Source organism: Methylobacterium sp. WSM2598, from assembly GCF_000379105.1.
In the GTDB taxonomy this organism is placed as follows: domain Bacteria; phylum Pseudomonadota; class Alphaproteobacteria; order Rhizobiales; family Beijerinckiaceae; genus Methylobacterium.
Map to the genome: position 1 here is coordinate 5,732,567 of NZ_KB900609.1, position 19,333 is coordinate 5,751,899.

25 protein-coding genes are annotated in these 19,333 nt (G+C 70.2%); 19 read left to right on the forward strand and 6 right to left on the reverse strand.

Annotated features, from left to right (window positions below; genetic code table 11):
- Window positions 1-3 precede the first annotated feature (3 nt).
- Window positions 4-1,002 carry an MBL fold metallo-hydrolase gene (locus MET2598_RS0126830; protein ID WP_018262967.1) on the reverse strand — a complete coding sequence of 333 codons (999 nt, stop codon included), beginning with the start codon at window positions 1,000-1,002 and terminating at the stop codon, window positions 4-6.
- A gap of 2 nt (window positions 1,003-1,004) precedes the next feature.
- On the reverse strand, window positions 1,005-1,331 hold the full coding sequence (locus MET2598_RS0126835; protein WP_018262968.1) for an ArsR/SmtB family transcription factor: 327 nt from the start codon (window positions 1,329-1,331) through the stop codon (window positions 1,005-1,007).
- Window positions 1,332-1,637: 306 nt separating this feature from the next.
- Here MET2598_RS0126835 and soxC point away from each other — a divergent pair, with 306 nt between their 5' ends.
- Genes soxC through MET2598_RS0126890 form a run of 11 tightly spaced genes read left to right on the forward strand, consistent with a single transcriptional unit; the run spans window position 1,638 to window position 9,101 of the window.
- Complete coding sequence (gene soxC / locus MET2598_RS0126840) at window positions 1,638-2,855, forward strand: sulfite dehydrogenase (RefSeq protein WP_036271031.1); 1,218 nt, start codon at window positions 1,638-1,640, stop codon at window positions 2,853-2,855.
- On the forward strand, window positions 2,839-3,507 hold the full coding sequence (locus MET2598_RS0126845) for a c-type cytochrome (RefSeq protein WP_018262970.1): 669 nt from the start codon (window positions 2,839-2,841) through the stop codon (window positions 3,505-3,507). The genes soxC and MET2598_RS0126845 overlap by 17 nt, the downstream gene beginning before the upstream one ends.
- 20 nt (window positions 3,508-3,527) lie before the next feature.
- The gene (gene soxX, locus MET2598_RS0126850) at window positions 3,528-3,875 is read left to right on the forward strand and encodes a sulfur oxidation c-type cytochrome SoxX (RefSeq protein WP_018262971.1); all 348 of its coding nucleotides are present in this window, start codon (window positions 3,528-3,530) and stop codon (window positions 3,873-3,875) included.
- Between the two features lie 13 nt (window positions 3,876-3,888).
- Window positions 3,889-4,377: a thiosulfate oxidation carrier protein SoxY gene (gene soxY, locus MET2598_RS0126855; protein ID WP_012330148.1), complete on the forward strand. Its 489-nt coding sequence runs from the start codon at window positions 3,889-3,891 to the stop codon at window positions 4,375-4,377.
- 28 nt (window positions 4,378-4,405) lie between these two features.
- On the forward strand, window positions 4,406-4,717 hold the full coding sequence (gene soxZ / locus MET2598_RS0126860) for a thiosulfate oxidation carrier complex protein SoxZ (RefSeq protein ID WP_012330147.1): 312 nt from the start codon (window positions 4,406-4,408) through the stop codon (window positions 4,715-4,717).
- A gap of 32 nt (window positions 4,718-4,749) precedes the next feature.
- Window positions 4,750-5,574, forward strand: coding sequence for a sulfur oxidation c-type cytochrome SoxA (gene soxA, locus MET2598_RS0126865; protein WP_018262972.1), 825 nt, complete (start codon window positions 4,750-4,752; stop codon window positions 5,572-5,574).
- 8 nt (window positions 5,575-5,582) lie between these two features.
- Window positions 5,583-5,891, forward strand: a complete 309-nt coding sequence (locus MET2598_RS0126870; RefSeq protein ID WP_012330145.1) for a hypothetical protein — start codon at window positions 5,583-5,585, stop codon at window positions 5,889-5,891.
- Window positions 5,888-7,666: a thiosulfohydrolase SoxB gene (soxB, locus tag MET2598_RS0126875; protein ID WP_018262973.1), complete on the forward strand. Its 1,779-nt coding sequence runs from the start codon at window positions 5,888-5,890 to the stop codon at window positions 7,664-7,666. Before MET2598_RS0126870 ends, soxB begins: the two co-directional genes overlap by 4 nt.
- Window positions 7,663-8,130: a DsrE family protein gene (locus tag MET2598_RS0126880; RefSeq protein WP_018262974.1), complete on the forward strand. Its 468-nt coding sequence runs from the start codon at window positions 7,663-7,665 to the stop codon at window positions 8,128-8,130. The genes soxB and MET2598_RS0126880 overlap by 4 nt, the downstream gene beginning before the upstream one ends.
- Window positions 8,131-8,143: 13 nt before the next feature.
- Entirely contained in the window at window positions 8,144-8,599 is a 456-nt protein-coding gene (locus MET2598_RS0126885; protein WP_018262975.1) for a DsrE family protein, read from the forward strand.
- Window positions 8,586-9,101, forward strand: coding sequence for a GlcG/HbpS family heme-binding protein (locus MET2598_RS0126890; RefSeq protein WP_012330141.1), 516 nt, complete (start codon window positions 8,586-8,588; stop codon window positions 9,099-9,101). The genes MET2598_RS0126885 and MET2598_RS0126890 overlap by 14 nt, the downstream gene beginning before the upstream one ends.
- Before the next feature lie 140 nt (window positions 9,102-9,241).
- Here MET2598_RS0126890 and MET2598_RS0126895 read toward each other — a convergent pair whose 3' ends face one another.
- Together MET2598_RS0126895 and MET2598_RS0126900 are read right to left on the reverse strand one after the other, a co-directional pair.
- Window positions 9,242-10,558 carry an ATP-binding protein gene (locus MET2598_RS0126895; protein WP_018262976.1) on the reverse strand — a complete coding sequence of 439 codons (1,317 nt, stop codon included), beginning with the start codon at window positions 10,556-10,558 and terminating at the stop codon, window positions 9,242-9,244.
- The gene (locus tag MET2598_RS0126900) at window positions 10,555-11,217 is read right to left on the reverse strand and encodes a response regulator (protein ID WP_012330139.1); all 663 of its coding nucleotides are present in this window, start codon (window positions 11,215-11,217) and stop codon (window positions 10,555-10,557) included. The genes MET2598_RS0126895 and MET2598_RS0126900 overlap by 4 nt, the downstream gene beginning before the upstream one ends.
- Before the next feature lie 106 nt (window positions 11,218-11,323).
- Here MET2598_RS0126900 and dsbD point away from each other — a divergent pair, with 106 nt between their 5' ends.
- Genes dsbD through MET2598_RS0126915 form a run of 3 tightly spaced genes read left to right on the forward strand, consistent with a single transcriptional unit; the run spans window position 11,324 to window position 14,663 of the window.
- The gene (gene dsbD / locus MET2598_RS0126905; protein ID WP_018262977.1) at window positions 11,324-13,114 is read left to right on the forward strand and encodes a protein-disulfide reductase DsbD; all 1,791 of its coding nucleotides are present in this window, start codon (window positions 11,324-11,326) and stop codon (window positions 13,112-13,114) included.
- Window positions 13,115-13,146: 32 nt separating this feature from the next.
- Window positions 13,147-13,779, forward strand: coding sequence for a DsbA family protein (locus MET2598_RS0126910; protein WP_018262978.1), 633 nt, complete (start codon window positions 13,147-13,149; stop codon window positions 13,777-13,779).
- A complete protein-coding gene (locus MET2598_RS0126915; protein WP_442919015.1) occupies window positions 13,779-14,663 on the forward strand; it encodes a L,D-transpeptidase family protein in 885 nt (294 codons plus the stop codon). Before MET2598_RS0126910 ends, MET2598_RS0126915 begins: the two co-directional genes overlap by 1 nt.
- A 37-nt stretch (window positions 14,664-14,700) precedes the next feature.
- Here the strand turns inward: MET2598_RS0126915 and MET2598_RS0126920 are convergent, their stop codons facing one another.
- The gene (locus MET2598_RS0126920) at window positions 14,701-15,159 is read right to left on the reverse strand and encodes a DUF2892 domain-containing protein (RefSeq protein ID WP_018262980.1); all 459 of its coding nucleotides are present in this window, start codon (window positions 15,157-15,159) and stop codon (window positions 14,701-14,703) included.
- Window positions 15,160-15,322: 163 nt separating this feature from the next.
- On the opposite strand from MET2598_RS0126920, the gene MET2598_RS0126925 reads away from it, so the two are divergent.
- The 5 genes from MET2598_RS0126925 to MET2598_RS0126945 are packed head-to-tail and all read left to right on the forward strand — an operon-like array spanning window position 15,323 to window position 18,335.
- On the forward strand, window positions 15,323-15,748 hold the full coding sequence (locus tag MET2598_RS0126925; protein ID WP_018262981.1) for a YeeE/YedE family protein: 426 nt from the start codon (window positions 15,323-15,325) through the stop codon (window positions 15,746-15,748).
- A 2-nt stretch (window positions 15,749-15,750) separates the two neighbouring features.
- Complete coding sequence (locus tag MET2598_RS0126930; RefSeq protein ID WP_018262982.1) at window positions 15,751-16,200, forward strand: DUF6691 family protein; 450 nt, start codon at window positions 15,751-15,753, stop codon at window positions 16,198-16,200.
- The gene (locus MET2598_RS0126935) at window positions 16,200-17,006 is read left to right on the forward strand and encodes a sulfite exporter TauE/SafE family protein (RefSeq protein ID WP_018262983.1); all 807 of its coding nucleotides are present in this window, start codon (window positions 16,200-16,202) and stop codon (window positions 17,004-17,006) included. The genes MET2598_RS0126930 and MET2598_RS0126935 overlap by 1 nt, the downstream gene beginning before the upstream one ends.
- A gap of 19 nt (window positions 17,007-17,025) precedes the next feature.
- Window positions 17,026-17,937 carry an MBL fold metallo-hydrolase gene (locus tag MET2598_RS0126940; protein WP_018262984.1) on the forward strand — a complete coding sequence of 304 codons (912 nt, stop codon included), beginning with the start codon at window positions 17,026-17,028 and terminating at the stop codon, window positions 17,935-17,937.
- Between the two features lie 11 nt (window positions 17,938-17,948).
- A complete protein-coding gene (locus MET2598_RS0126945) occupies window positions 17,949-18,335 on the forward strand; it encodes a rhodanese-like domain-containing protein (protein WP_012330130.1) in 387 nt (128 codons plus the stop codon).
- A gap of 141 nt (window positions 18,336-18,476) precedes the next feature.
- Here MET2598_RS0126945 and MET2598_RS41615 read toward each other — a convergent pair whose 3' ends face one another.
- Complete coding sequence (locus MET2598_RS41615; RefSeq protein ID WP_210163411.1) at window positions 18,477-19,169, reverse strand: acetoacetate decarboxylase family protein; 693 nt, start codon at window positions 19,167-19,169, stop codon at window positions 18,477-18,479.
- Window positions 19,170-19,333: the final 164 nt, after the last annotated feature.

Below are 19,333 nucleotides of genomic sequence, written 5' to 3' on the forward strand. Positions count from 1 at the left end.
CGCCTACGGCTCGGACTTCTTCCCGTCCGTGAAATTCGCGCCCTCGAGTTCCAGGAAGATGCGGTAGGCGTTGCCGCGGTTGTTGGCGGCGAAGGCGGGGAGCTTGTCGTAGGCGGACCAGTCGGCCGCCTTGTAGGCGGCATCGAAATCGGTCCAGCTGTCGACCGCGTTCTTCATCACCCGTCGCACGTCGGTGATGTACCCCGCCGTGAAGGCGATGGCCTTGGCCGCCTCGGTGGAAGGCTCGCCGTGGCCGGGGATGATGAAGCGCGGCTTCAATCCCTCGACCTGCTTCAGGGCCGTCAGCCATCGGCCGGTATCGACGTCGTCGCTGTTCATGTGCGGGATGCGGCCGTTCTGGACGATGTCGCCCGCGAACAGCACCCCGTCGGGCTCGACCATCATCATCATGTCGCTCGCCGAATGGGCGGGCCCGGCATAGAGCAGCACGAAGCGCTTGCCGCCGAGCGTGAGGGTCGCCCGCTCGGCGAAGGTGAGGTCGGGCGGGACGATCCGCGTGTGCTCGTCCACCCAAGGGGCGAGCGCTCCCTGGCGCTGGCGCAGGCGGGCATCCGCCCGTTCGTCGGCGGTCTCGTCGTTGTCGCGGTATTGCGCCGCCCGCTCCTGGGCGATCACGACGGCGCCGGTATGATCCTTGAACGCCTGCAGCCCGTAGATGTGATCGGCGTGGTAATGGCTCACCACGACGTAGCGCACGGGCTTGTCCGTGATGGTCCGGATCTGCTCCAGCAGCGCCCAGCCGAGGCTCGGCGTGCCGAGGGCGTCGTACACCACCACCCCGTCATCCGTGACCACGAAGCCGCCATTCGAGGTGTTGCCCTCGTTGGCTTGGCTCGGCACACCGGTATTCCCGAGACTGTAATAGATCGGTTTGCCAGGCACCTGCGCGATGGCGAGCGGCTTGCCGATCGGCGCGTAATCGGACGCCGACGCCGACCCAGCGAGCAGGACAGCCAGGATCAACGCGGCCCGCCGGATCATCCTCACAGGTCCTTGCAGTAAAGCTGCTTCAGAAGTCCGATCACCGCGACGGCGTTCGGGTCCTTGATGCTGTAGTAGAGCGTCTGGGCCTCCCGCCGGAATGTCAGCACTCCGTCCTCTCGCATCCGCGCGAGATGCTGCGACAGAGCCGACTGGCTGAGCCGAAGTTCCTCGACCAAATGGCCGACGGACAGTTCCCCATGCACGATCAGCAAGCAGGCGATCATCAGCCGGTGCTCATTTCCGAGCAGGCGCAACAAGCGCACCGCCTCGGCGGCCTGAGCCGCGAAGGCATCCAGAGTCGTCTCGTCGATCGTCGTCGCCTGCATGGTCTCGCAAAACCGGCTGGCCCAATCGGGTTGGGCGGGAGGAAGGTGTCACCATGGTCGCCCGAACGCGCCGCCCTGGCCAGTCAGCCAGCCGCCGCAAGAGGGCGGGGACCCGTATATCAGACTTTTCTAACTTTAGCATTGACTGATTGAAGGCGGGTGGCTAGCCCTAGTGAAGCGGCAGAAGCCGGTCCATTCGGGAGGAAGCCGGTGACGAACCGGGCCGACGGGCGCACGCCGAGGGGCGGAGCGCCGACGCTACCCCTTGCCCGTTCCCTTGGCCGTTCCCTTGGCCGGCGGACCTTCCTGCGCCTTGCCGCGGCGGGGGCCGGAGGCGCCGCGCTGCCGGTCCCGGCCCGGGCCGGGGAGGCGGGGCCGCCGCCCGAGTATCCCTGGTCGCAGAGCCTCGGGGCCGGCGTCGTGGACAGGCCCTACGGCCAGCCCGCCGCGCAGGAAGCCGGCGTCATCCGTCGCAACGTGCCCTGGCTGACGGCGGGCACTCAATCCTCGATCAGCTTCTCCCCGATCCAGGATCTCCAGGGCATCCTCACGCCCAACGGCCTGTTCTTCGAGCGCTACCATGCCGGCCGGGCCGACGTGGACCCGGAGCAGCACCGCCTGATGATCCACGGCCTCGTGGAGCGCCCGCTGCTGCTCTCGATGGGCGACATCGTCCGCTACCCTTCCGTCTCGCGCATCCACTTCATCGAGTGCCCGGCCAATGGCGGCATGGAATGGCGCGCGGCGCAGCTCAACTCCCTGCAGTTCACCCACGGCATGATCTCCTGCGCCGAGTGGACCGGCGTGACGCTCTCGACCCTCCTCGACGAGGTCGGCGTGAAGCCCGAGGGCAAGTGGGTCATGTTCGAGGGCGCGGACGGCGCCCACATGAACCGCTCCCTGCCCCTGTCCAAGTGCCTGGACGATTGCCTGATCGCCTACGGTCAGAACGGCGAGGCGCTGCGGCCCGAGCAGGGCTACCCGCTGCGGCTCGTGGTGCCGGGCTGGGAGGGCAACGTCAGCGTCAAGTGGCTGCGGCGCATCAAGATCGGCGACCAGCCGTGGTACTCCCGCGAGGAGACGTCCAAATACACCGACCTGATGCCCGATGGGAAATCCAGGGGATTCACCTGGGCCATCGACGCCAAGTCGGTCATCACCTTTCCGTGCCCCGAGAAGCCGCTCACCAAGCCGGGCCTCTACGAGGTGCGCGGCCTCGCCTGGACCGGCAACGGCAAGGTCAAGCGGGTCGACGTGTCCGTCGACGGCGGCGCCAACTGGCGGGCCGCCGCCCTGCACGAGCCGGTGCTGTCGAAGGCCCTGACCCGGTTCTCCCTGCCCTGGCAGTGGGACGGCACACCGGCCCTGCTCGAATCCCGGGTCATCGACGAGACCGGCTACGTGCAGCCGACCATCGCGGAACTGCGCAGGATCCGCGGCGTGAATTCCGTCTACCACAACAACTCGATCCAGACCTGGCAGGTGAAGCCGGATGGCAGCGTGTTCGATGTCCAGACCGCTTGACGCCCTTCTCGCCCTCGGCGCGCTCCTCGCGCTCGCCGGCCCCGCCGCGGCCGGGGGCAAGCCCCTCTACGGCTACGGCACGCGCCCGACTCAGGCGCAGATCGACGCCTGGAACATCGACGTGCGCGGGCATGACGGCCTCGGGCTTCCGGCAGGCAAAGGCAGCGTCGATCAGGGCAGCGAGGTCTTTGCCGAGAAATGCGCCGCCTGCCACGGCACCTTCGGCGAGGGCGTCGACCGCTGGCCCAAGCTCGCGGGCGGCGAAGGCACCCTGACGGCGGATCGACCGGAGCCGACGGTGGGCAGCTACTGGCCGTTCGCGGCGACTCTCTACGACTACATCGACCGGGCGATGCCGTTTCCGAACCCGCGCAGCCTGACGCCTGACGAGGTCTACGCGCTCACCGCCTATATCCTGAACCTCAACAACCTGGTGCCCGGCGACTTCGTGGCCGACAAGGACAGCCTGCCCAAGGTCAGGATGCCCAACCGCGACAACTTCACCTGGGAGGATCCGCGGCCCGACACCCGCGCCGAGCCTTGCATGGCGAAGTGCCGCGATCCGAAGGCGATCACCATCACCTCGACCGCCGAGGGCAAGACCCTGACCCCGCGCACCACGGGGCCCCTCGACGACATGCAGCCGAAATGACGCCCCCGGAGGAGGCCCCCATGCGCCGGCATCCCTTTACGGCACTCCTGGTCGCCACCCTGGTCCTTGCCCGGGCCGGCGCTGCCCTGGCGCAGGGCGACGCGGCCGAGGGCAAGGCCATCGCGTTCGACCGGGGCCGGGGCAACTGCCTCTCCTGCCACGCGATCCCCGGCGGCGACTTGCCGGGCAATATCGGCCCGTCGCTGGCAGGCCTGAAGCAGCGCTATCCGAACCGCGAAGACGTCGTCGCGATCATCCGGGACGAGACCCTTCGCAATCCGGAGACGGTCATGCCGCCGTTCGGCCGGAACCTGCTCCTCTCCGACCGGGAAATCCGGTCCATCGTCGAGTACCTGTATTCGTACTGAAAGGGAGGCCGTCATGGCTGCCTACGACAGCAACATGTTCGACCGCCGCTTCGTCCTCCGGGCGGCGGGTCTCGGGAGTGTCATCGCGGCGGCCTCCTTCTGTCTCCCGCTCCGCGCCTCCGCCAATCCCGACGCCGCCTACCCGGCCGACGCCTTCAAGCAGAAGGGCGAGGCGGATGCCGTGAAGAAGCTGTTCGGGCAGGCCGCCACCGCCTCCGACAAGGTCAAGCTCGACGCCCCCGAGATCGCCGAGAACGGCGCCGTCGTGCCCGTCTCGGTCAGCACCGACCTGCCGGACGTCACCTCCATCGCGATCCTCGTCGCCGAGAACCCGAGCGCGCTCGCGGCCGTGTACAAGTTCGCGCCCGGCACGCTCCCCACCGTGGCGAGCCGCCTGAAGATGGCCAAGACCACGCCGGTCATCGCCGTCGTGGAGGCCGGAGGCAAGCTCTACAGCGCCACCAGGGAAGTGAAGGTCACGGTCGGCGGCTGCGGCGGCTGACGACGATCACACCAGGGGAGGAACACAGATGCCATCCACCATCCGCGTGCGCGCAACCGCCAGCGGCGACCAGACCGATGTCCAGTCGCTCATCCAGCATCCCATGGATTCCGGCTACGTGAAGGATGCCAAGGGAGAGTTGATCCCCCCGCACTACATCGAGACCGTCACCTTCGAGCACGGCGGCAAGGTGGTGTTCACCGCCTTCTGGGGACCCGCGGTCTCCAAGGATCCGTACCTCAAATTCAAGTTCTCGGGCGCCAAGAAGGGCGACGATCTCAAGGTCACCTGGACCGACAACCTGGGCAAGACGGATTCCTCCGTCGCCAAGATCGGGTGAGTGCCGCCCTCGCTCGGGCGGCCGGGTTCGCCATGGCCCTCGGCCTCGCCGCCAGCGGCATCGCCGGCGCGCCGGCCGCCGAGATGGCCGATCCCAAGGCCGACTTGAAGGCCTTCCAGGCCTATTTCTACGAGAAGTTCCCGGACGTGAAGCACGAGGACTTCGTGAACGGGCCGTACGCGATGGACGCGGGCATGCGCAAGCAATGGGAGGAGAAGGAAGAGTTTCCTCCCTACGACTTCGCCGTCGACAAGGGCAAGGAGCTGTTCGAGACGCCGTTCAAGAACGGCAAGACGTTCGCGGACTGCTTCGAGAACGGCGGCATCGGCATTCGTCAGACCTATCCCCGCTTCGACGCCAAGCTCGGCGAGGTCGTGACGCTCGAATACGCGGTCAACCTCTGCCTCACCGAGAACGGCGAGAAGCCTTATTCCTACGTGAAGGACGAGATGGCCGCCGTGACGGCCTACATGGCGTTCACCTCGCGCGGCAAGCCCTTCGCCATCGAGGTGCCGAACGACCCGCGGGCGCTCGCGGCCTACGAGGCCGGCAAGCAGTACTTCTACACCCGCCGGGGGCAGCTCAACTTCTCCTGCGCGAGCTGCCACGTGCAGAACCCCGGCAACCGCATCCGCGCCGAGGTGCTGGCGCCGGCGCTCGGCATCACCGCGGCCCTGCCGATCTACCGCTCGGAATGGGGCGGCATGGGCACGGCGACCCGCCGCTACATGTCCTGCAACAGCCAGGTGCGCGGCACGCCGCTCGCCCCCGACGACGTCCTCTATCGCGACGTCGATTACTTCCTGTCCTTCATGAGCAACGGGCTGCCGATCTCCGGCCCCGGCGCGCGTCCGTGAGGTCCGGCATGGTTTCGGCATTCGCCCGCGCCGCCCTCGTCGCCCTCCTGCTCCCGGCCCCGGCCGTCCTGGCGGCAGGCGCGCAGGAGGCGAACGATGCCTATGCGGCGGCCAAGGCGCTCTCCGACAAGGCCGCCGCCAACAAGAACCAGTGGCCCGCCACGGCGACGGCGCTCGCCGCCGCCAAGGCCGCGGCCGAGGCGGGCCGCTACGACGAGGCTCTCGCCCGGGCCCGGGAGGCCGAAGCCCTTGCCCGCGCCTCCATCGACCAGACCGAGCGGGAGAAGACCGCCTGGAAGAATGCGGTGATCCGATGACGCGCGACTTCGACGGATCGAATGCCGGCCTGCCCCGGCGGCGGCTCCTCCAGGCGGGGGCGGCCCTGGCGCTGCCGTTCCTGTGGCGCCGCGCCCTGGCGCAGGACGCCGGTGCCGGGCTCTACGACCTTGAACCGTTCGGCAATGGGCGCCTCCTGCACATGACCGACACCCATGCGCAGCTGCGGCCGGTCCTGTTCCGGGAGCCGAGCGTCAACATCGGGATCGGCGCGATGCGGGGCCGCCCGCCGCACCTCGTCGGCGAGGCGTTCCTGAAGCGGTTCGGCATCGCCCCCGGCAGCCGGGAGGCCTACGCCTTCACCTATCTCGACTTCGAGGAGGGCGCGAGACGCTACGGCCGGCTCGGCGGCTTCGCGCACCTGAAGAGCCTCGTCGCCCGCCTGCGCGCCGAGGCGCCGGGAGGCCGAGCCATGCTCGTCGACGGCGGCGACCTCTGGCAGGGCAGCGGCCTCTCGAACGCCCGCAAGGGCGCCGACATGGTCGAGGCGGCCAACCTGCTGGGCATCGAGGCGATGACCGGCCACTGGGAGTTCACCTACGGGCAGGACGGGGTGCGGGCCAACCTCGACCGCTTCAAGGGCGAGTTCCTGGCGCAGAACGTGTTCCTCACGGAGGAAGCGGCCTTCAACGAGGCGCCGGCCTTCGATTCCGCCTCCGGCCGGGTATTCAAGCCGGCGACCGTGAAGGCGTTCGGCGACCGCCGTGTGGCGATCATCGGTCAAGCATTCCCCTACGTGCCGATCGCCCACCCGAAGCGCTTCACGCCGGACTGGACCTTCGGCATCCGCGACGCCGAACTCCAGACCCTGGTGGACGACCTGCGGACGAAGGAGAAGGTCGATGCCGTGGTGCTGCTCTCTCACAACGGCATGGATGTCGACCTGAAGCTGGCGAGCCGGGTCTCCGGGATCGACCTGATCCTCGGCGGCCACACCCACGACGCGGTGCCCGAGCCCGTCGCGGTGACGAATTCCCGGGGCAAGACGCTGGTCTCGAATGCCGGCTCCAACGGCAAGTTCCTGGCGGTGGTCGATCTCGACCTCGCCCCGGGCTCCCTGCGGGGCATCCGCTACCGCCTGCTCCCGGTCTTCGCCGACCTCCTGAAGCCCGATGCCGAGATGGAGGCGTTGATCACCTCCCTCGAAGCCCCGAACGCGGCCGCGTTCGGGCGGCGCCTCGCCACCGCCGGGGACATGCTCTACCGCCGGGGCAATTTCACCGGCACGATGGACCACCTGCTCTGCGATGCCCTGCGCGCGCAGCTCGACGCGCAGATCTCCCTGTCGCCGGGCTTTCGCTGGGGCACGACGACGCTCGCCGGCGGCGACATCACGGCGGCCGACCTGCTGGCGCAGACCGCGACGACCTATTCGGAGGTCTACGTCCAGCCGATGACCGGCGCGCAGATCCATTCGATCATGGAGGACGTCTGCGACAACCTCTTCAACCCGGACCCGTACTACCAGCAGGGCGGCGACATGGTCCGCGTCGGCGGCCTGAGCTACCGCTGCGAGCCTGGGGCCGAGAGCGGCAAGCGCCTCTCGAACCTCACCCTCACCGGGGGCGGCCCCCTCGATCCGGCCAAGACCTACAAGGTGGCGGGCTGGGCCTCGGTGAACCCGCAGGAGGGCAAGCCGGTCTGGGAGGTGCTGGAGGCTCATCTCGGTCGCTCGGGCAAGGCCACCCTGTCCGCCGACAAGCCGGTCGAGGTCGGAGGCGTGGCGGACAATCCCGGCTACGGCAAGGCGGCGTGAGCCGGTTCGGCCTCCCGCGCAGGCTGCTGCTCGGCGCAGCCCTGGCCCCGGCCGCCGCGCAGGCGGCCGGGACCGTCGGCGGCGGCCCGGCGCCGGAGGTATCGGCCTTCGCCGAGCATCGCCTCGCCCTCCAGCTCTCCGAGCGCGAGCCGCATCGGCAGGATCTCGTGCTCAGCGTCGCCAACAACGTGCTCAAGGCCTACGGACCGGACAAGGTCGCCATCGAGGTCGTCGCCTTCGGACCCGGCATCGACATCCTGCGGGCGGAGAGCCCGCACCGGGCCGGCGTCGACAGCCTCGTCTCGCAGGACGTGCGCTTCGACATCTGCATGAACACCGTGGAGACTGTCGCCCGTGCGACCGGGCAGCGGCCGGCGCTCAATCCGCACGCCATCCCGGTCGAGGCCGGGGTGGTGCAACTCATGACGCTCGCCGAGGCCGGGTACATCCTGGTCCGGCCCTGATCGGGGATCCGCCATGCGACAGCCCGCTCGACGCCTGATCCTGTTCCTGCTGGCCGGGCTCGCCGCCGCCCCGGTCTCGGCCGCCGAGGGACGCGGGGGGCATCGCGTCGTGTTCCAGGTGGACACGGCCGATCCGGCCACGATGAACCTCACGCTCAACAACGCCACCAACGTCGTCGACTACTACCGCGCCAAGAACGAACAGGTGGAGATCGACATCGTCGCCTTCGGACCGGGCCTCGCCATGTACCGGGCCGACAAATCGACGGTGGCCGACCGAATCGCGCATTTCGCCGATTACGGCTTCCCGGCGAAGGTCCAGTTCTCGGCCTGCAACAACACGAAGACCGCCATGGAGAGAGCCGAGGGGCACCCGATCACGCTGCTGCCGCAGGCGACAATCGTGCCCTCCGGAGTGGTGCAGATCATGGAGCGGCAGGAGCAGGGGTGGAGCTATGTGCGGCCGTAAGGCGATCATCCGGCGTGCGGTCTTCGTCGCCTTCGCGAGCGTGTTCCTCGCCCGCCCGGCCGCCGCCGAGGAGGCCCTCGTCACCTACAAGTCGGTCTCGCCCGACATCGCCTTCGAGATCGCCCAGGCGGCCTTGAGGAGGTGCCGGGAGGACGGGCTTCAGGTCGCGATCGTGGTGATGGACCGGTTCGGCGCACCCCTCGTGCTGCTGCGCGACCGCTTCGCCGGCCTGCCCGCGGCGACCACGGCCTCGTCCAAGGCCTATACCGCGTTGAGTTTTCGCAGCTCCACGGCGGAGTTCGCCAAGGGCATCGAGACGAAGCGCCTCGATGCCGGGCTCGGACGATTGCCGAACGTGGTCGCCATGGCCGGCGGCCTGCCCATCGAGGCGGGCGGGGGCATCGTCGGCGCGGTCGGGGTCTCCGGCGCGCCGGGGGGCGACAAGGACGATGCCTGCGCCGCCGCCGGCATCGAGGCGGTGCGGGACAAGCTGGATTTCTGAAGCCGCCGAGACCGGATCGGGCGTGTCATACCACATCCGCTTGATCCCTTCGGGATGGCGAAGCAATCAACCGGATGTCGTTTGAGGTGGTCCGCCCGAACCTGCAAGAGCGCGTTGCCGAGCGAGTGCCCGGGGCGTGATCAGCCCCGGACGATCTCCGCCTCCAGCCCCTGCCGGTCCGGTCGATTGCGGAGGCGCAGGCTCAACCCGCTCCGGCGGGATGCCATCTCTGCGATGGCCAGGCCGAGCCCGCTTCCCGTCGCGCTCTTGTGGCGGCCGCGAAAGAAGCGTTTCATGGCGTGCGGCAACTCCTCCTCGGGGATGCCGGGTCCCTCGTCGCGCACGACGACGCCCCCGCCGCCCGGCCGCGCGGCCCATTCCACCAGCCCGGCCTGCATGTGCTGCACGGCGTTCTCGTGCAGGTTTCGGACGGCGAGACGCAGGCTCTCCGGGTCGGCCCACATCGTGTAGCCACGCAGCCCGGGGTCAACCACGGTCCGGATGCCGGGAGGTGCTCGCAGACCTTCCACGGTCTCGGCCACCAGCGCACCCACATCGACCTCCGTCAGAGGCCGGGTTTCCCCCGAGGCGTCGAGCCGGGCGGTGTCGAGGAGCTGGCGGACGAGGCGCGTCGTGCGGTCCACGGCCGCGAGAATCTGGCGCAGCGCGGCTTTCGCGACCTCCGGGTCCGTTGCGGCCATGGCGACCTGGGCCTGAGTCTTCAGGCCGGCGAGCGGGGTGCGCAGCTCGTGCGCGGCGAACGCCGTCACCTCCCGTTCGTGCCGGCGCGCCGCCTCGACCTTGAGGAACAGCCCGTTGAGGGCGTCGGCCAGAGGGCGGACCTCCGTCGGGGCCTGGCCCGCGTCGATGGCGCTCATGTCGTCGGCGTCGCGAGCCGCGAGGTTCCGGGCCATCAGCCGCAAGGGGCGCAGGCCCCGTCCGAGGCTCGCCCAGATCAACATGCCGAGCAGAGGCACGACGAGGAGCGCGGGGGTGATCAGACCCATGATGAGGTCGGTGACGAGGCGTTCGCGCAGGCCGAGGCGGTCGCCGACCATGACGCGCACGCCCTTCTCGCCATCCTCCACCGTGAACACCCGCCAGGTTTCGCCGTCGACCTCGCGCTCCGAGAAGCCGGCCGGCGCATCGGTCAGGCGCCGCTCCGGGGCTCCGCTCGACCGCGCGACCATGCGCCCGTCGAGGGACCAGATCTGGCAGGAGAGCTGCCGCTCGTAGGCCGTCGGCGCCGGGAAGGTGCGCGGCGTCCCGTCCGCGCCCGTGCCGCCGACCGCGCCGACCAGGGAGCTGACCATGCGCGCGGCTTCCTGGAGGCGATTGTCGAGGACCTGCTCCACCTCGCGCTTCGAGCCCAGGTAGATCCAGGCAACCGCGCTGAGCCAGATCAGGCCGGTGGCGAGGAGGAGGATGGCGAAGAGCCTGACGCGCAGCGACCTCATGCGGGCGCCCTCATGCGGTAGCCGAGGCCGCGCACCGTCTCGATGGCGTGCTTGCCGATCTTGGTGCGCAGGTTGTGGACGTGCACCTCGACCGCGTTGCTCTCAACCTCTTCCTGCCAGCCGTAGAGGCGCTCCTCCAGCTCGGCCTTCGAGCGCAGCACGCTCGGGCGTTCCATCAGCGCGGCGAGCACCATGAACTCGCGCCGGGACACGGTGACCGGCGCCCCGTCGACCGTGACGGTCAGGCTGCCGGGGTCGAGCCGGATGCCGCCGTGCTCCAAGCCGGCGGCGGCCCGCCCTGAGGCGCGCCGGACGACCGCACGGATGCGGGCCGAGAGCTCGTCGAGGTCGAAGGGCTTGCCGAGATAGTCGTCGGCGCCCCCGTCGAGCCCGGCGATCCGGTCGGCCACGGCGTCGCGGGCCGTCAGCAGGACGACGGGCGTCCGGTCGCCCCGGCCGCGCAGGCCGCGCAAGACGTCGAGGCCCGAGCCGTCCGGCAGCATCAGGTCGAGAATGACAGCCCCGAACTGACTTGCCGTGAGTGCGGCATCGGCGTCCGCGCAGGTCGCGACGCAGTCGACGGCCGCCCCGCTCAGGGCGAGCCCGGCCCGCAAGCCGTCCGAGAGGATGGGATCGTCCTCGACGACGAGGATTCGCATGCGTGTCTCCCTTGCCGGCCCGGCATCCTCCAGGCCTGGCTTAAGGCTGGCTTAAGCTGCGTGTCCGACCCGCGACGGACCGATCCGAACCCGGACCCCGCCGCTCATGCCGAACGTTCTCGCGCACCTTGTCCTCGCTCTCGTGGTCTGGGCGGGCTCGTCGCTGTGGTCACCGGGGCAGTGCCAGGACGCCGCCACGCGGCAAGGGCCGTTCTCCCTCGCGGTGACCCGCGACGCGGACCTCTCGCTCCACCTGCGTTGGACCATCGCTCCCGGCACCTACCTCTATCGCGACAGGATCGCCGCCGCCGCACCGAGCGGTCAGTGGCTACCGGTCACAACGGAACCGGGCGAGATCAAGGACGACCCGAACTTCGGGCCCACCGAGGTTTATCATGGCTCGGCCGGGGCCATCGTGCCGGGCGCGGCTCTCGCAGGCGCGCGCGAAGTGCGGATCACCTATCAGGGCTGCGCCGACAAGGGCATCTGCTACCCGCCGGTCACGCGGCGGGTGGACTTGGCTGCCCTGGGCGCCGCCGATGCGCCGCCGCGTGGAGGGGGTGCCGCGCCCGGGCGCGCTGCGATGCCTGCCATCCACGCATCGAATGCCTCGCGCTCGGGCGTCCCTCCCGGCGGCCCCGCCTCGCTCCTCACCGGCAACCTGATCGGCGTCCTGTCAGGCATGTTCGGGCTCGGCATCCTCTTGGCGTTCACCCCCTGCGTCCTGCCGATGGTGCCCATCCTGTCGGGGATGCTGGTCCGCTCGGGCCAGGCGCTCACGCCGGAGCGCGGCCTCGTCCTCTCCGGCAGCTACGTCCTCGCGATGGCCGCGGCCTATGCCAGCCTCGGCCTCGCTGCAGCTTGGCTCGGGCGCAACCTGCAGGTTGCGCTTCAGACGCCGGTCGCCCTCGGGCTGATGGCCACCGCCCTCGCCGCGCTCGCCCTGTCGATGTTCGGCCTGTTCGACATCCAGGCGCCGCGCTGGTGGCGAGACCGTGCCGGCGCCGCGTCGCCGGCGAAGGGAGGATCGGTCCTCGGCGCCGCGCTGCTCGGCTTCAGCGCGGCCCTGGTCGTCGGGCCTTGCGTGACGCCGCCGCTTGCGGCCGCGCTCCTGTCCGTTGCCCAGACCGGCTCCGTCCTTCGTGGCGCGCTGGCCCTCTTCGCCCTCGGCCTCGGGATGGGCGCACCGCTGGTGCTGGTCGGCACCTTCGGCGCCGGCATCCTGCCGCGCTCCGGCCCATGGCTGGTGCGGGCCAAGCACGCCTTCGGATTCGTCTTCCTGGCGCTCGCGGTCTCGCTGGTCACCCGTCTGCTGCCGGACGGGCTGTCGCTCCTGCTCTGGGGCGCGCTCGCCATCGGCTTCGGGCTGTCGGTCGCGGCGATTGCCACGAGCGGCATCCCGGCGCGCGTGGGCAGGACGGCGGGGATCGTGGCCGTCGCTTACGGCTGCGCCCTCGTCATCGGCGCCGCGGCGGGCGGGACCGACCCCCTGCGACCGCTCGCCGGGTTCGGCACTGCGCGGGCGGGCCGCGCCGCCGAGGCCCGGACGGTTTCCTCCGTCGCTGCATTCGAGACCGCCCTGCGGGCCGCACGCGGCGAGGGTAAGCCGGTGCTCGTCGAGTTCGCCGCCGACTGGTGCACCGTCTGCAGGACGAACGAGCGAACGGTCCTGGCCGATGCCGCCATCCGGGAGAGGCTCAAGGCCGTCTGGGTCATCCGGGCCGACGTCACCCGCGACGACGCCGACACCCGCGCCCTGATGCAACGCTTCCAGGTCGTCGGACCGCCGACGCTCATCCTGATGCGCCCCGACGGCGCCGAGGTCCGGGAGGCCCGCACCGAGGGCGAGCTCACGGTCGAGGACCTGACCCGCCGTCTCGCCCTCGTCGGCGCCTGAGCCACCCCCTCGACACACCCACGGAGACCGTCATGGACCGCAGGACCCTGCTCGCCCTTCTGCCCGCCGTCGCGCTCGCGCCGGTCCTGTCGTCACCGCGAGGAGCCGCCCAAGCCGTCGCCGAAGGCATCGACGCGAACGCCATCCTCAACGACCCCGAGGCGCCGGTCTCGGGCAACCCGAAGGGCGACCTGACCATCGTCGCCTTCCTCGATTACAATTGTCCCTTCTGCAAGAAGTCCGAGCCCGACCTCATCCGGCTGGTGAAATCGGACGGCCGGATCCGTCTCGTCCACAAGGATTGGCCGATCCTCGGCGACGCCTCCGTCTACGGCGCTCAGCTCGCGCTCGCGGCGAAGTACCAGGGTCGCTACGACGCGGTGCACCGCGCGCTCATGGCCATTCCGGGCCGCAAGATCCCGAAGGAGCGGATGCTGGAGGTCGTGTCCGCCTCAGGTGTCGACATGGCCCGCCTGGAGGAGGACCGGAAGGCCCGCCAGGGTGAGATCGCGGCTCTGCTCCAGCGCAACCTCGACCAGGCCGACGCCCTCGGCCTGCAGGGCACGCCCGTCTTCCTGATCGGCCCGCTGAAGGTCGCCGCGGCGCTCGACTACGACGGCTTCAAAGAGGCGGCGACCCAGGCGCGCGCCAAGGGCCGCCCATGATGCGGCGGGTTCCGCGTCTCCCGGCGCTGATCGCGCTCGCCTCGGCGCTCGGCGCCTGCACGGCCTCGATGGGCGCGCCGGCCCCGGTCGCGCAGGCCCGGCCGCAGATCGCGCCGGATGCTCTACGCCGGTACGCGGCCATCACGGACGAGCCGTTCCCGGTCGAGGCGGTCGACCCGCGCGATCTCAAGGCCCGCGACGTTCGCCAGGTGGTCGACGACCCGACGAAGGAGCGGCCCGGCACACTCGTGGTCGACCCCTACGGGTGCTTCCTCTACCTCGTCATGGAGGGCGGCAAGGCGATGCGCTACGGGGTGGGCGTCGGCAAGGCCGGCTTCGAGTTCACCGGCGAGGCGACGGTGGCCCGCAAGGCATCGTGGCCGCGATGGACGCCGACGCCCGACATGATCCGGCGGGACCCGACACGCAACGGGCGCTGGGCTGGCGGCATGCCGGGCGGGGAGAGGAACCCGCTCGGGGCCCGGGCGCTCTACCTGTTCAAGGACGGCAAGGACACGCTCTACCGCATCCACGGCACGACGGAGCCGTGGAGCATCGGCGAGGCGGTCTCCTCAGGGTGCATCCGCATGCTGAACCAGGACGTGATCGACCTGCACCGGCGCGTGCCCACGGGCACGAAGGTCGTGGTGCTCGGCTCGAGAGGCACCGCTCACGCCGCGCGCCAAGCCACGCCGGAGGCGACAGGCAGCCTCGGAAGCAGCGCATCCGCCGGTCCCACCTTGGACGACGGCCTCGATCATCCACGGCTCGACCGCCTCGACCGTGGCGCGCGCGACGGCGTGAGAGAGGACGTCGTTGTGCCGAGCGGCGTCGCCGAGTTGGCGCGCCTGCAGGGCATCGGGTTCGCGTACGTCCACCCTTAGCGCGGGCGGAAGGCGAAGCCGTTCCGGCGTCCGACCATCAGAGCCTGGCCGCCATGAGCGCGTGACTCGCCCGGGTGTCGTGGTCGCCCGGGCCCGGTCCGATGGGGCCGAAATCGCCCCGGAGGGCCTTCAGGGCGTTGCGCTCGACCTCGATCTCGCGGGCCGTGCGGAAGCCGAGCCGCCGTAGCACCGGCAAGGGCGGGCACCAGCCCTGGACGGCGTGCTGGAGCAGGAACGCCGTCACCGCCAGCGGCAGGGCGAGCCAGCGCCGGTCGGCGGTCATGCCGAGGACGGTTCCGGTGAGCGCCAGCGTCGCGGCATTGGCCTCCAGCGTCCGCTCGATGTCCCACTCCGCGTCGAGCTCACGCAATCGGTGACCGATCGCCTGCGGGTGCTCGGCATGCCAGCGGACGCTCGCTTCGAGGTCGGCAGCGATGCGCCGGTTGTCGCGCGCGCCTGTGTGAAGCGGGACCCGCTCCGCGGTGCCGGGGATCATCGGCCGTCTCCCTCTTGACGTTAAATTAGATTTCACTAATTAAGCATCATCTAATGTGATGCAACGGGGTGCGGGGCACCCGGTCCATGACAACCCCGGAGGCAGCGCAAGGATCGGGCGCCGCCCGCCGGTTTGCCCCTGCCGCGGCCCTGGAGTGATTACCATGAACGGCTTCACGCCACTCGGCGCCTCCTTCGGCGGCGTCATGATCGGGGCTTCCGCGGCCCTGTTCCTGCTCCTCAACGGACGCATCGCCGGCATCAGCGGCATCCTCGGCGGGCTGCTCGCCCCACCCTCGCGCGAGACCGGGTGGCGGGTCGCCTTCCTGGCCGGCCTCGTCCTCGCACCGCTGGTCTACGCCTGTCTGGGAGGAGGCCTGCCGCCGGTGACGGTCGACGCCTCGTTCCCGCTCCTCGTGCTCGCGGGCCTGCTCGTCGGGTTCGGCGCGCGCCTCGGGGCGGGCTGCACGAGCGGCCACGGCGTCTGCGGCATCGGTCGCGGCTCGCCCCGCTCCCTCGTCGCGACCGGCACCTTCATGGCCGTCGCCATCCTGACCGTCCTCGTCACTCGCCACCTGCTCGGAGGCTGAGCATGGCCAAGATCGCTTCCGCATGCGCCGCCGGCCTGCTGTTCGGGCTCGGCCTGCTCGTCTCCGGCATGGCCAACCCGGCCAAGGTCCTCGCCTTCCTCGACGTGACCGGACGCTGGGACCCGAGCCTCGCCCTCGTCATGGCGGGCGCCGTCGCGGTCTCTGCCGCCGGCGACTGGGTCGCGAGGCGCCGCGGCCGGCCGGTGCTGGCATCGCAGCTGGCGATCCCGACCCGGCGCGATCTCGACCCGCGCCTGATCGCCGGCGCCGCGGTCTTCGGCCTCGGCTGGGGCTTGGCCGGCCTGTGCCCCGGGCCCGCTCTGACCATCCTGACGGTCGTGCCGGGCCCCGCCGCGACTTTCGTCGCCGCCATGGTCATCGGCATGCTGCTGGTCCGCCTCGTTCCCTCGGCGGGCTCGAAGCCGGCGGCGGTGCAGGGAGCTGACGCGTGATGCCCGGCTTGCTGACATCCGGCCTCGCGACCGGCTCGGGCGGGGTCGTCGGCGTGATCCTCGGCCTCGTCGGCGGGGGTGGCTCGATCCTCGCGGTCCCGCTCCTGACCGACGTGGTCGGGGTGAGCTCGCCCCACGTGGCCATCGGCACCAGCGCCCTGGCGGTCTCGGTCAGCGCGGCCGGCAACCTCGTCCCGCAATGGCGGGCCGGGAACGTGAAGTGGCGGTGCGCGGCGGCGTTCTCGCTCGCCGGCATTCTCGGTGCGCTCGCCGGCTCGGCCTCGGCCAAGGCGGTCGACGGACAGAGTCTGCTGGCGCTGTTCGGGGTGGTGATGCTCGTCGTCGGGGGCCTGATGCTGCGCAAGCGGCGCAGCGAGGGCGATCCGGACGTGCGCCTGACCAGGCGGAGCGCCCCGGTGCTCCTGCCCTGGCTGCTCGGGATCGGGTTCTCGGTGGGCCTGTTCTCCGGCTTCTTCGGCATCGGCGGGGGTTTCCTGATCGTGCCGGGGCTGATGCTGGCGACGTCCATGCCGCTGCCGATGGCCATCGGCACCTCGCTGGTGGCGGTCAGCGCCTTCGGGGCCGCCACCGCGGCGAGTTACGCCGCCTCCGGCCTGATCGACTGGCCGCTGGCCGGCCTGTTCATCCTGGGCGGCGTGCTCGGCGGCCTCGTCGGCGCCCGCCTCGGCAAGCGCCTCGCCGGGCACAAGCGCGCCCTGACCCTCACCTTCGCCGGCCTCGTCATCCTGGTCGGCCTCTCCATCGTCGCCCGCGGGGGCCTGCCGCTCCTCGGCGCGGCGACCTGAACCCGGAAGGAGGAGATCCATGTCGGACCAGACCACCGCGCCCTTGCGCGGGCGTCCCATCGTGACGGGCTTCCACGACGCGCCGACCGGCAGCATCCAGTACGTCGTCGCGGACCCCGAGACGAAGCGCTGCGCCATCATCGACCCGGTGCTCGACTTCGACCCGAAGTCCGGCGCGACCGCCACCCGTTCCGCCGACACCCTGCTCGCCCATATCGAGCGCGAAGGCTACGCGCTGGAGTGGATCCTCGACACGCACCCGCACGCCGACCACTTCTCGGCGGCGGGCTACCTGCACGACAGGACGGGGGTCCCGACCGCCATCGGCGAGAAGGTCGTCGAGGTGCAGCGGCTCTGGAAGGGACTCTACAACCTGCCCGACGGGTTTCGGACGGACGGCTCGCAGTGGTCGCGCCTGTTCGCCGACGGCGAGCACTTCCGGATCGGCACCCTGGACGTCGAGGTGATGTTCACGCCGGGCCACACCCTGGCCTCCATCGCCTACCGGGTCGGGGATGCCGCCTTCATCCACGACACCTTGTTCATGCCGGACAGCGGCTCGGCGCGGGCCGACTTCCCGGGCGGCAACGCGCACGCGCTCTGGCGCAGCATCCAGCGCATCATGGCGCTTCCGGACGAGACGCGGCTGTTCACCGGGCACGATTACCGCCCGGGTGGGCGCCAGGCCGCCTGGGAGAGCACGGTCGCCCGGCAGCGGGCCGAGAACACGCATCTGACGGAGACCGGGACCGAGGAGGCGTTCGTGCGGATGCGCGAGGCGCGCGATCGCGAGCTGCCGATGCCCAAGCTCATCCTGCATTCGCTGCAGGTGAATATCCGGGGCGGCCGGCTGCCGGAACCCGAGGCGAACGGGAGGCGCTACCTGAAGATCCCGCTGAATGCGCTCGACGGCGCGGCTTGGGGCGAGTGACGGAGGTGACCATGACCACGAAGAGCGCGAAGGACTTGGTGGCTGAGGCCAACCGCGAGGTGGAGACTCTGTCGGCCGAGGAGGCGCTGGCGCGCCTCGGGCAGCCGGACACGGTGTTCGTCGACGTGCGCGAGGGCGAGGAGGTGGCCAAGAGCGGCAAGATCGCAGGCGCGGTTCACGTGCCGCGCGGCTTTCTGGAATTCCAGGCCGATCCGGCAAGCCCGACCCATAAGGCCGAACTCGGGGGTGGCAGGCGGCTGGTCCTCTACTGTGGATCAGGGAGCCGCTCGGCCCTGGCCGCCCAGACGCTCAAGACCATGGGGCTGGGTCGGGTGGCTCACGTCGCTGGCGGCTTCTCTGCGCTGGAGAAGGCGGGTGCGCCGGTCGAACGGGGGTGAACGGAAAGCGGCCGCTGTTCGGCGCCTAACCTCCCCACACGGATCGTCCCTGGCGACGCGATGTCATTCGGGGACGGTCTGCGTCTGCTTCGAACCGTGAAGCAGACCTCAGATGGGCCGCTTCTTTGGGTCCGCTGCGCGTCAAGATCGTCCAATTCGGAGTGCCATCCGGGATAGCCGAAAGTTCACGAGAGGGATGGATCCGCTCAGGAAATCGAGCGGGCCGCCGCGAGCAAAGCTCCACGTTGCGGCTCCAAACGACACGCTCGCCCGTATCAAAGCTTCGGTCACGCGAATATCCTCGTGATCTTCGTGACGTAATGACCGCTGCACGATTGTCATCCGCAGCGGCCAACGGCCCGGTATCGCGATTCGGTTCCTAAACACGAGCTTCGCGAGTTCCCGCTCTGCACCCGCCGTTGCCCTTGCCTCAAAACTTACGGCTCCAGGACTGACACTCCTCCGAACCCGGAACACGGCTTCCTGCTTGGGGATGCTCCACATCGCGCGCGCTCCCGCGATCGAGGCTGGGTGATCGACCCAGATCTCGGGCACGCTCAGCGCGAGTTGCCAACCGTACCCGACCTGAATCGCGGCCATTGCCTCGTTGTAGGCCAGAACACCGGTCGGTTCGTACACGGCGAAGGCCGTTCCAAGGAGCGCGCGGCCCATCATGATCACCGGCCGCACGTCCCGTGCCAACCAACCTGCCGGCAGGCGGGACGCTTCGACCCGCCACAGCGAGACGAAAGCTGTCCCCTGAAGGCGCCAGGGCGGCGGCGGATAGCTCACCCCGTTCGGATCGATCGGCCAGGTCGACGGTCCTGCAGTCATTTCGGTCACGCTTTGCCGACAATATCGATCACCTCTCCGCGGTCAGTCCGCCAGGGCGGCCTATCAACGCGATGAACTCGCGATCGGCAGACAAGACGCCGCTCGGTATGCGGCGGCGCCGTCTAGAGCGGCACCCGATCACGTTGCAACCGGGTGCCGCTCTC

Bases quoted from the DNA above. Each gene is read 5' to 3' on its own strand.
- MET2598_RS0126940 (WP_018262984.1), top strand. From the start codon at position 17,026: ATGTCGGACCAGACCACCGCGCCCTTGCGCGGGCGTCCCATCGTGACG.
- soxX (WP_018262971.1), top strand. From the start codon at position 3,528: ATGCGCCGGCATCCCTTTACGGCACTCCTGGTCGCCACCCTGGTCCTT.
- MET2598_RS0126920 (WP_018262980.1), bottom strand. From the start codon at position 15,159: ATGATCCCCGGCACCGCGGAGCGGGTCCCGCTTCACACAGGCGCGCGC.
- MET2598_RS0126925 (WP_018262981.1), top strand. From the start codon at position 15,323: ATGAACGGCTTCACGCCACTCGGCGCCTCCTTCGGCGGCGTCATGATC.
- MET2598_RS0126915 (WP_442919015.1), top strand. From the start codon at position 13,779: ATGCGGCGGGTTCCGCGTCTCCCGGCGCTGATCGCGCTCGCCTCGGCG.
- MET2598_RS0126885 (WP_018262975.1), top strand. From the start codon at position 8,144: ATGCGACAGCCCGCTCGACGCCTGATCCTGTTCCTGCTGGCCGGGCTC.
- MET2598_RS0126930 (WP_018262982.1), top strand. From the start codon at position 15,751: ATGGCCAAGATCGCTTCCGCATGCGCCGCCGGCCTGCTGTTCGGGCTC.
- MET2598_RS0126870 (WP_012330145.1), top strand. From the start codon at position 5,583: ATGGTTTCGGCATTCGCCCGCGCCGCCCTCGTCGCCCTCCTGCTCCCG.
- MET2598_RS0126895 (WP_018262976.1), bottom strand. From the start codon at position 10,558: ATGAGGTCGCTGCGCGTCAGGCTCTTCGCCATCCTCCTCCTCGCCACC.
- MET2598_RS0126845 (WP_018262970.1), top strand. From the start codon at position 2,839: ATGTCCAGACCGCTTGACGCCCTTCTCGCCCTCGGCGCGCTCCTCGCG.
- MET2598_RS0126900 (WP_012330139.1), bottom strand. From the start codon at position 11,217: ATGCGAATCCTCGTCGTCGAGGACGATCCCATCCTCTCGGACGGCTTG.
- MET2598_RS0126935 (WP_018262983.1), top strand. From the start codon at position 16,200: ATGCCCGGCTTGCTGACATCCGGCCTCGCGACCGGCTCGGGCGGGGTC.
- dsbD (WP_018262977.1), top strand. From the start codon at position 11,324: ATGCCGAACGTTCTCGCGCACCTTGTCCTCGCTCTCGTGGTCTGGGCG.
- MET2598_RS0126835 (WP_018262968.1), bottom strand. From the start codon at position 1,331: ATGCAGGCGACGACGATCGACGAGACGACTCTGGATGCCTTCGCGGCT.
- soxA (WP_018262972.1), top strand. From the start codon at position 4,750: ATGGCCCTCGGCCTCGCCGCCAGCGGCATCGCCGGCGCGCCGGCCGCC.
- MET2598_RS0126830 (WP_018262967.1), bottom strand. From the start codon at position 1,002: ATGATCCGGCGGGCCGCGTTGATCCTGGCTGTCCTGCTCGCTGGGTCG.
- soxY (WP_012330148.1), top strand. From the start codon at position 3,889: ATGGCTGCCTACGACAGCAACATGTTCGACCGCCGCTTCGTCCTCCGG.
- MET2598_RS41615 (WP_210163411.1), bottom strand. From the start codon at position 19,169: ATGACTGCAGGACCGTCGACCTGGCCGATCGATCCGAACGGGGTGAGC.
- soxB (WP_018262973.1), top strand. From the start codon at position 5,888: ATGACGCGCGACTTCGACGGATCGAATGCCGGCCTGCCCCGGCGGCGG.
- soxZ (WP_012330147.1), top strand. From the start codon at position 4,406: ATGCCATCCACCATCCGCGTGCGCGCAACCGCCAGCGGCGACCAGACC.
- MET2598_RS0126890 (WP_012330141.1), top strand. From the start codon at position 8,586: ATGTGCGGCCGTAAGGCGATCATCCGGCGTGCGGTCTTCGTCGCCTTC.
- MET2598_RS0126910 (WP_018262978.1), top strand. From the start codon at position 13,147: ATGGACCGCAGGACCCTGCTCGCCCTTCTGCCCGCCGTCGCGCTCGCG.
- MET2598_RS0126945 (WP_012330130.1), top strand. From the start codon at position 17,949: ATGACCACGAAGAGCGCGAAGGACTTGGTGGCTGAGGCCAACCGCGAG.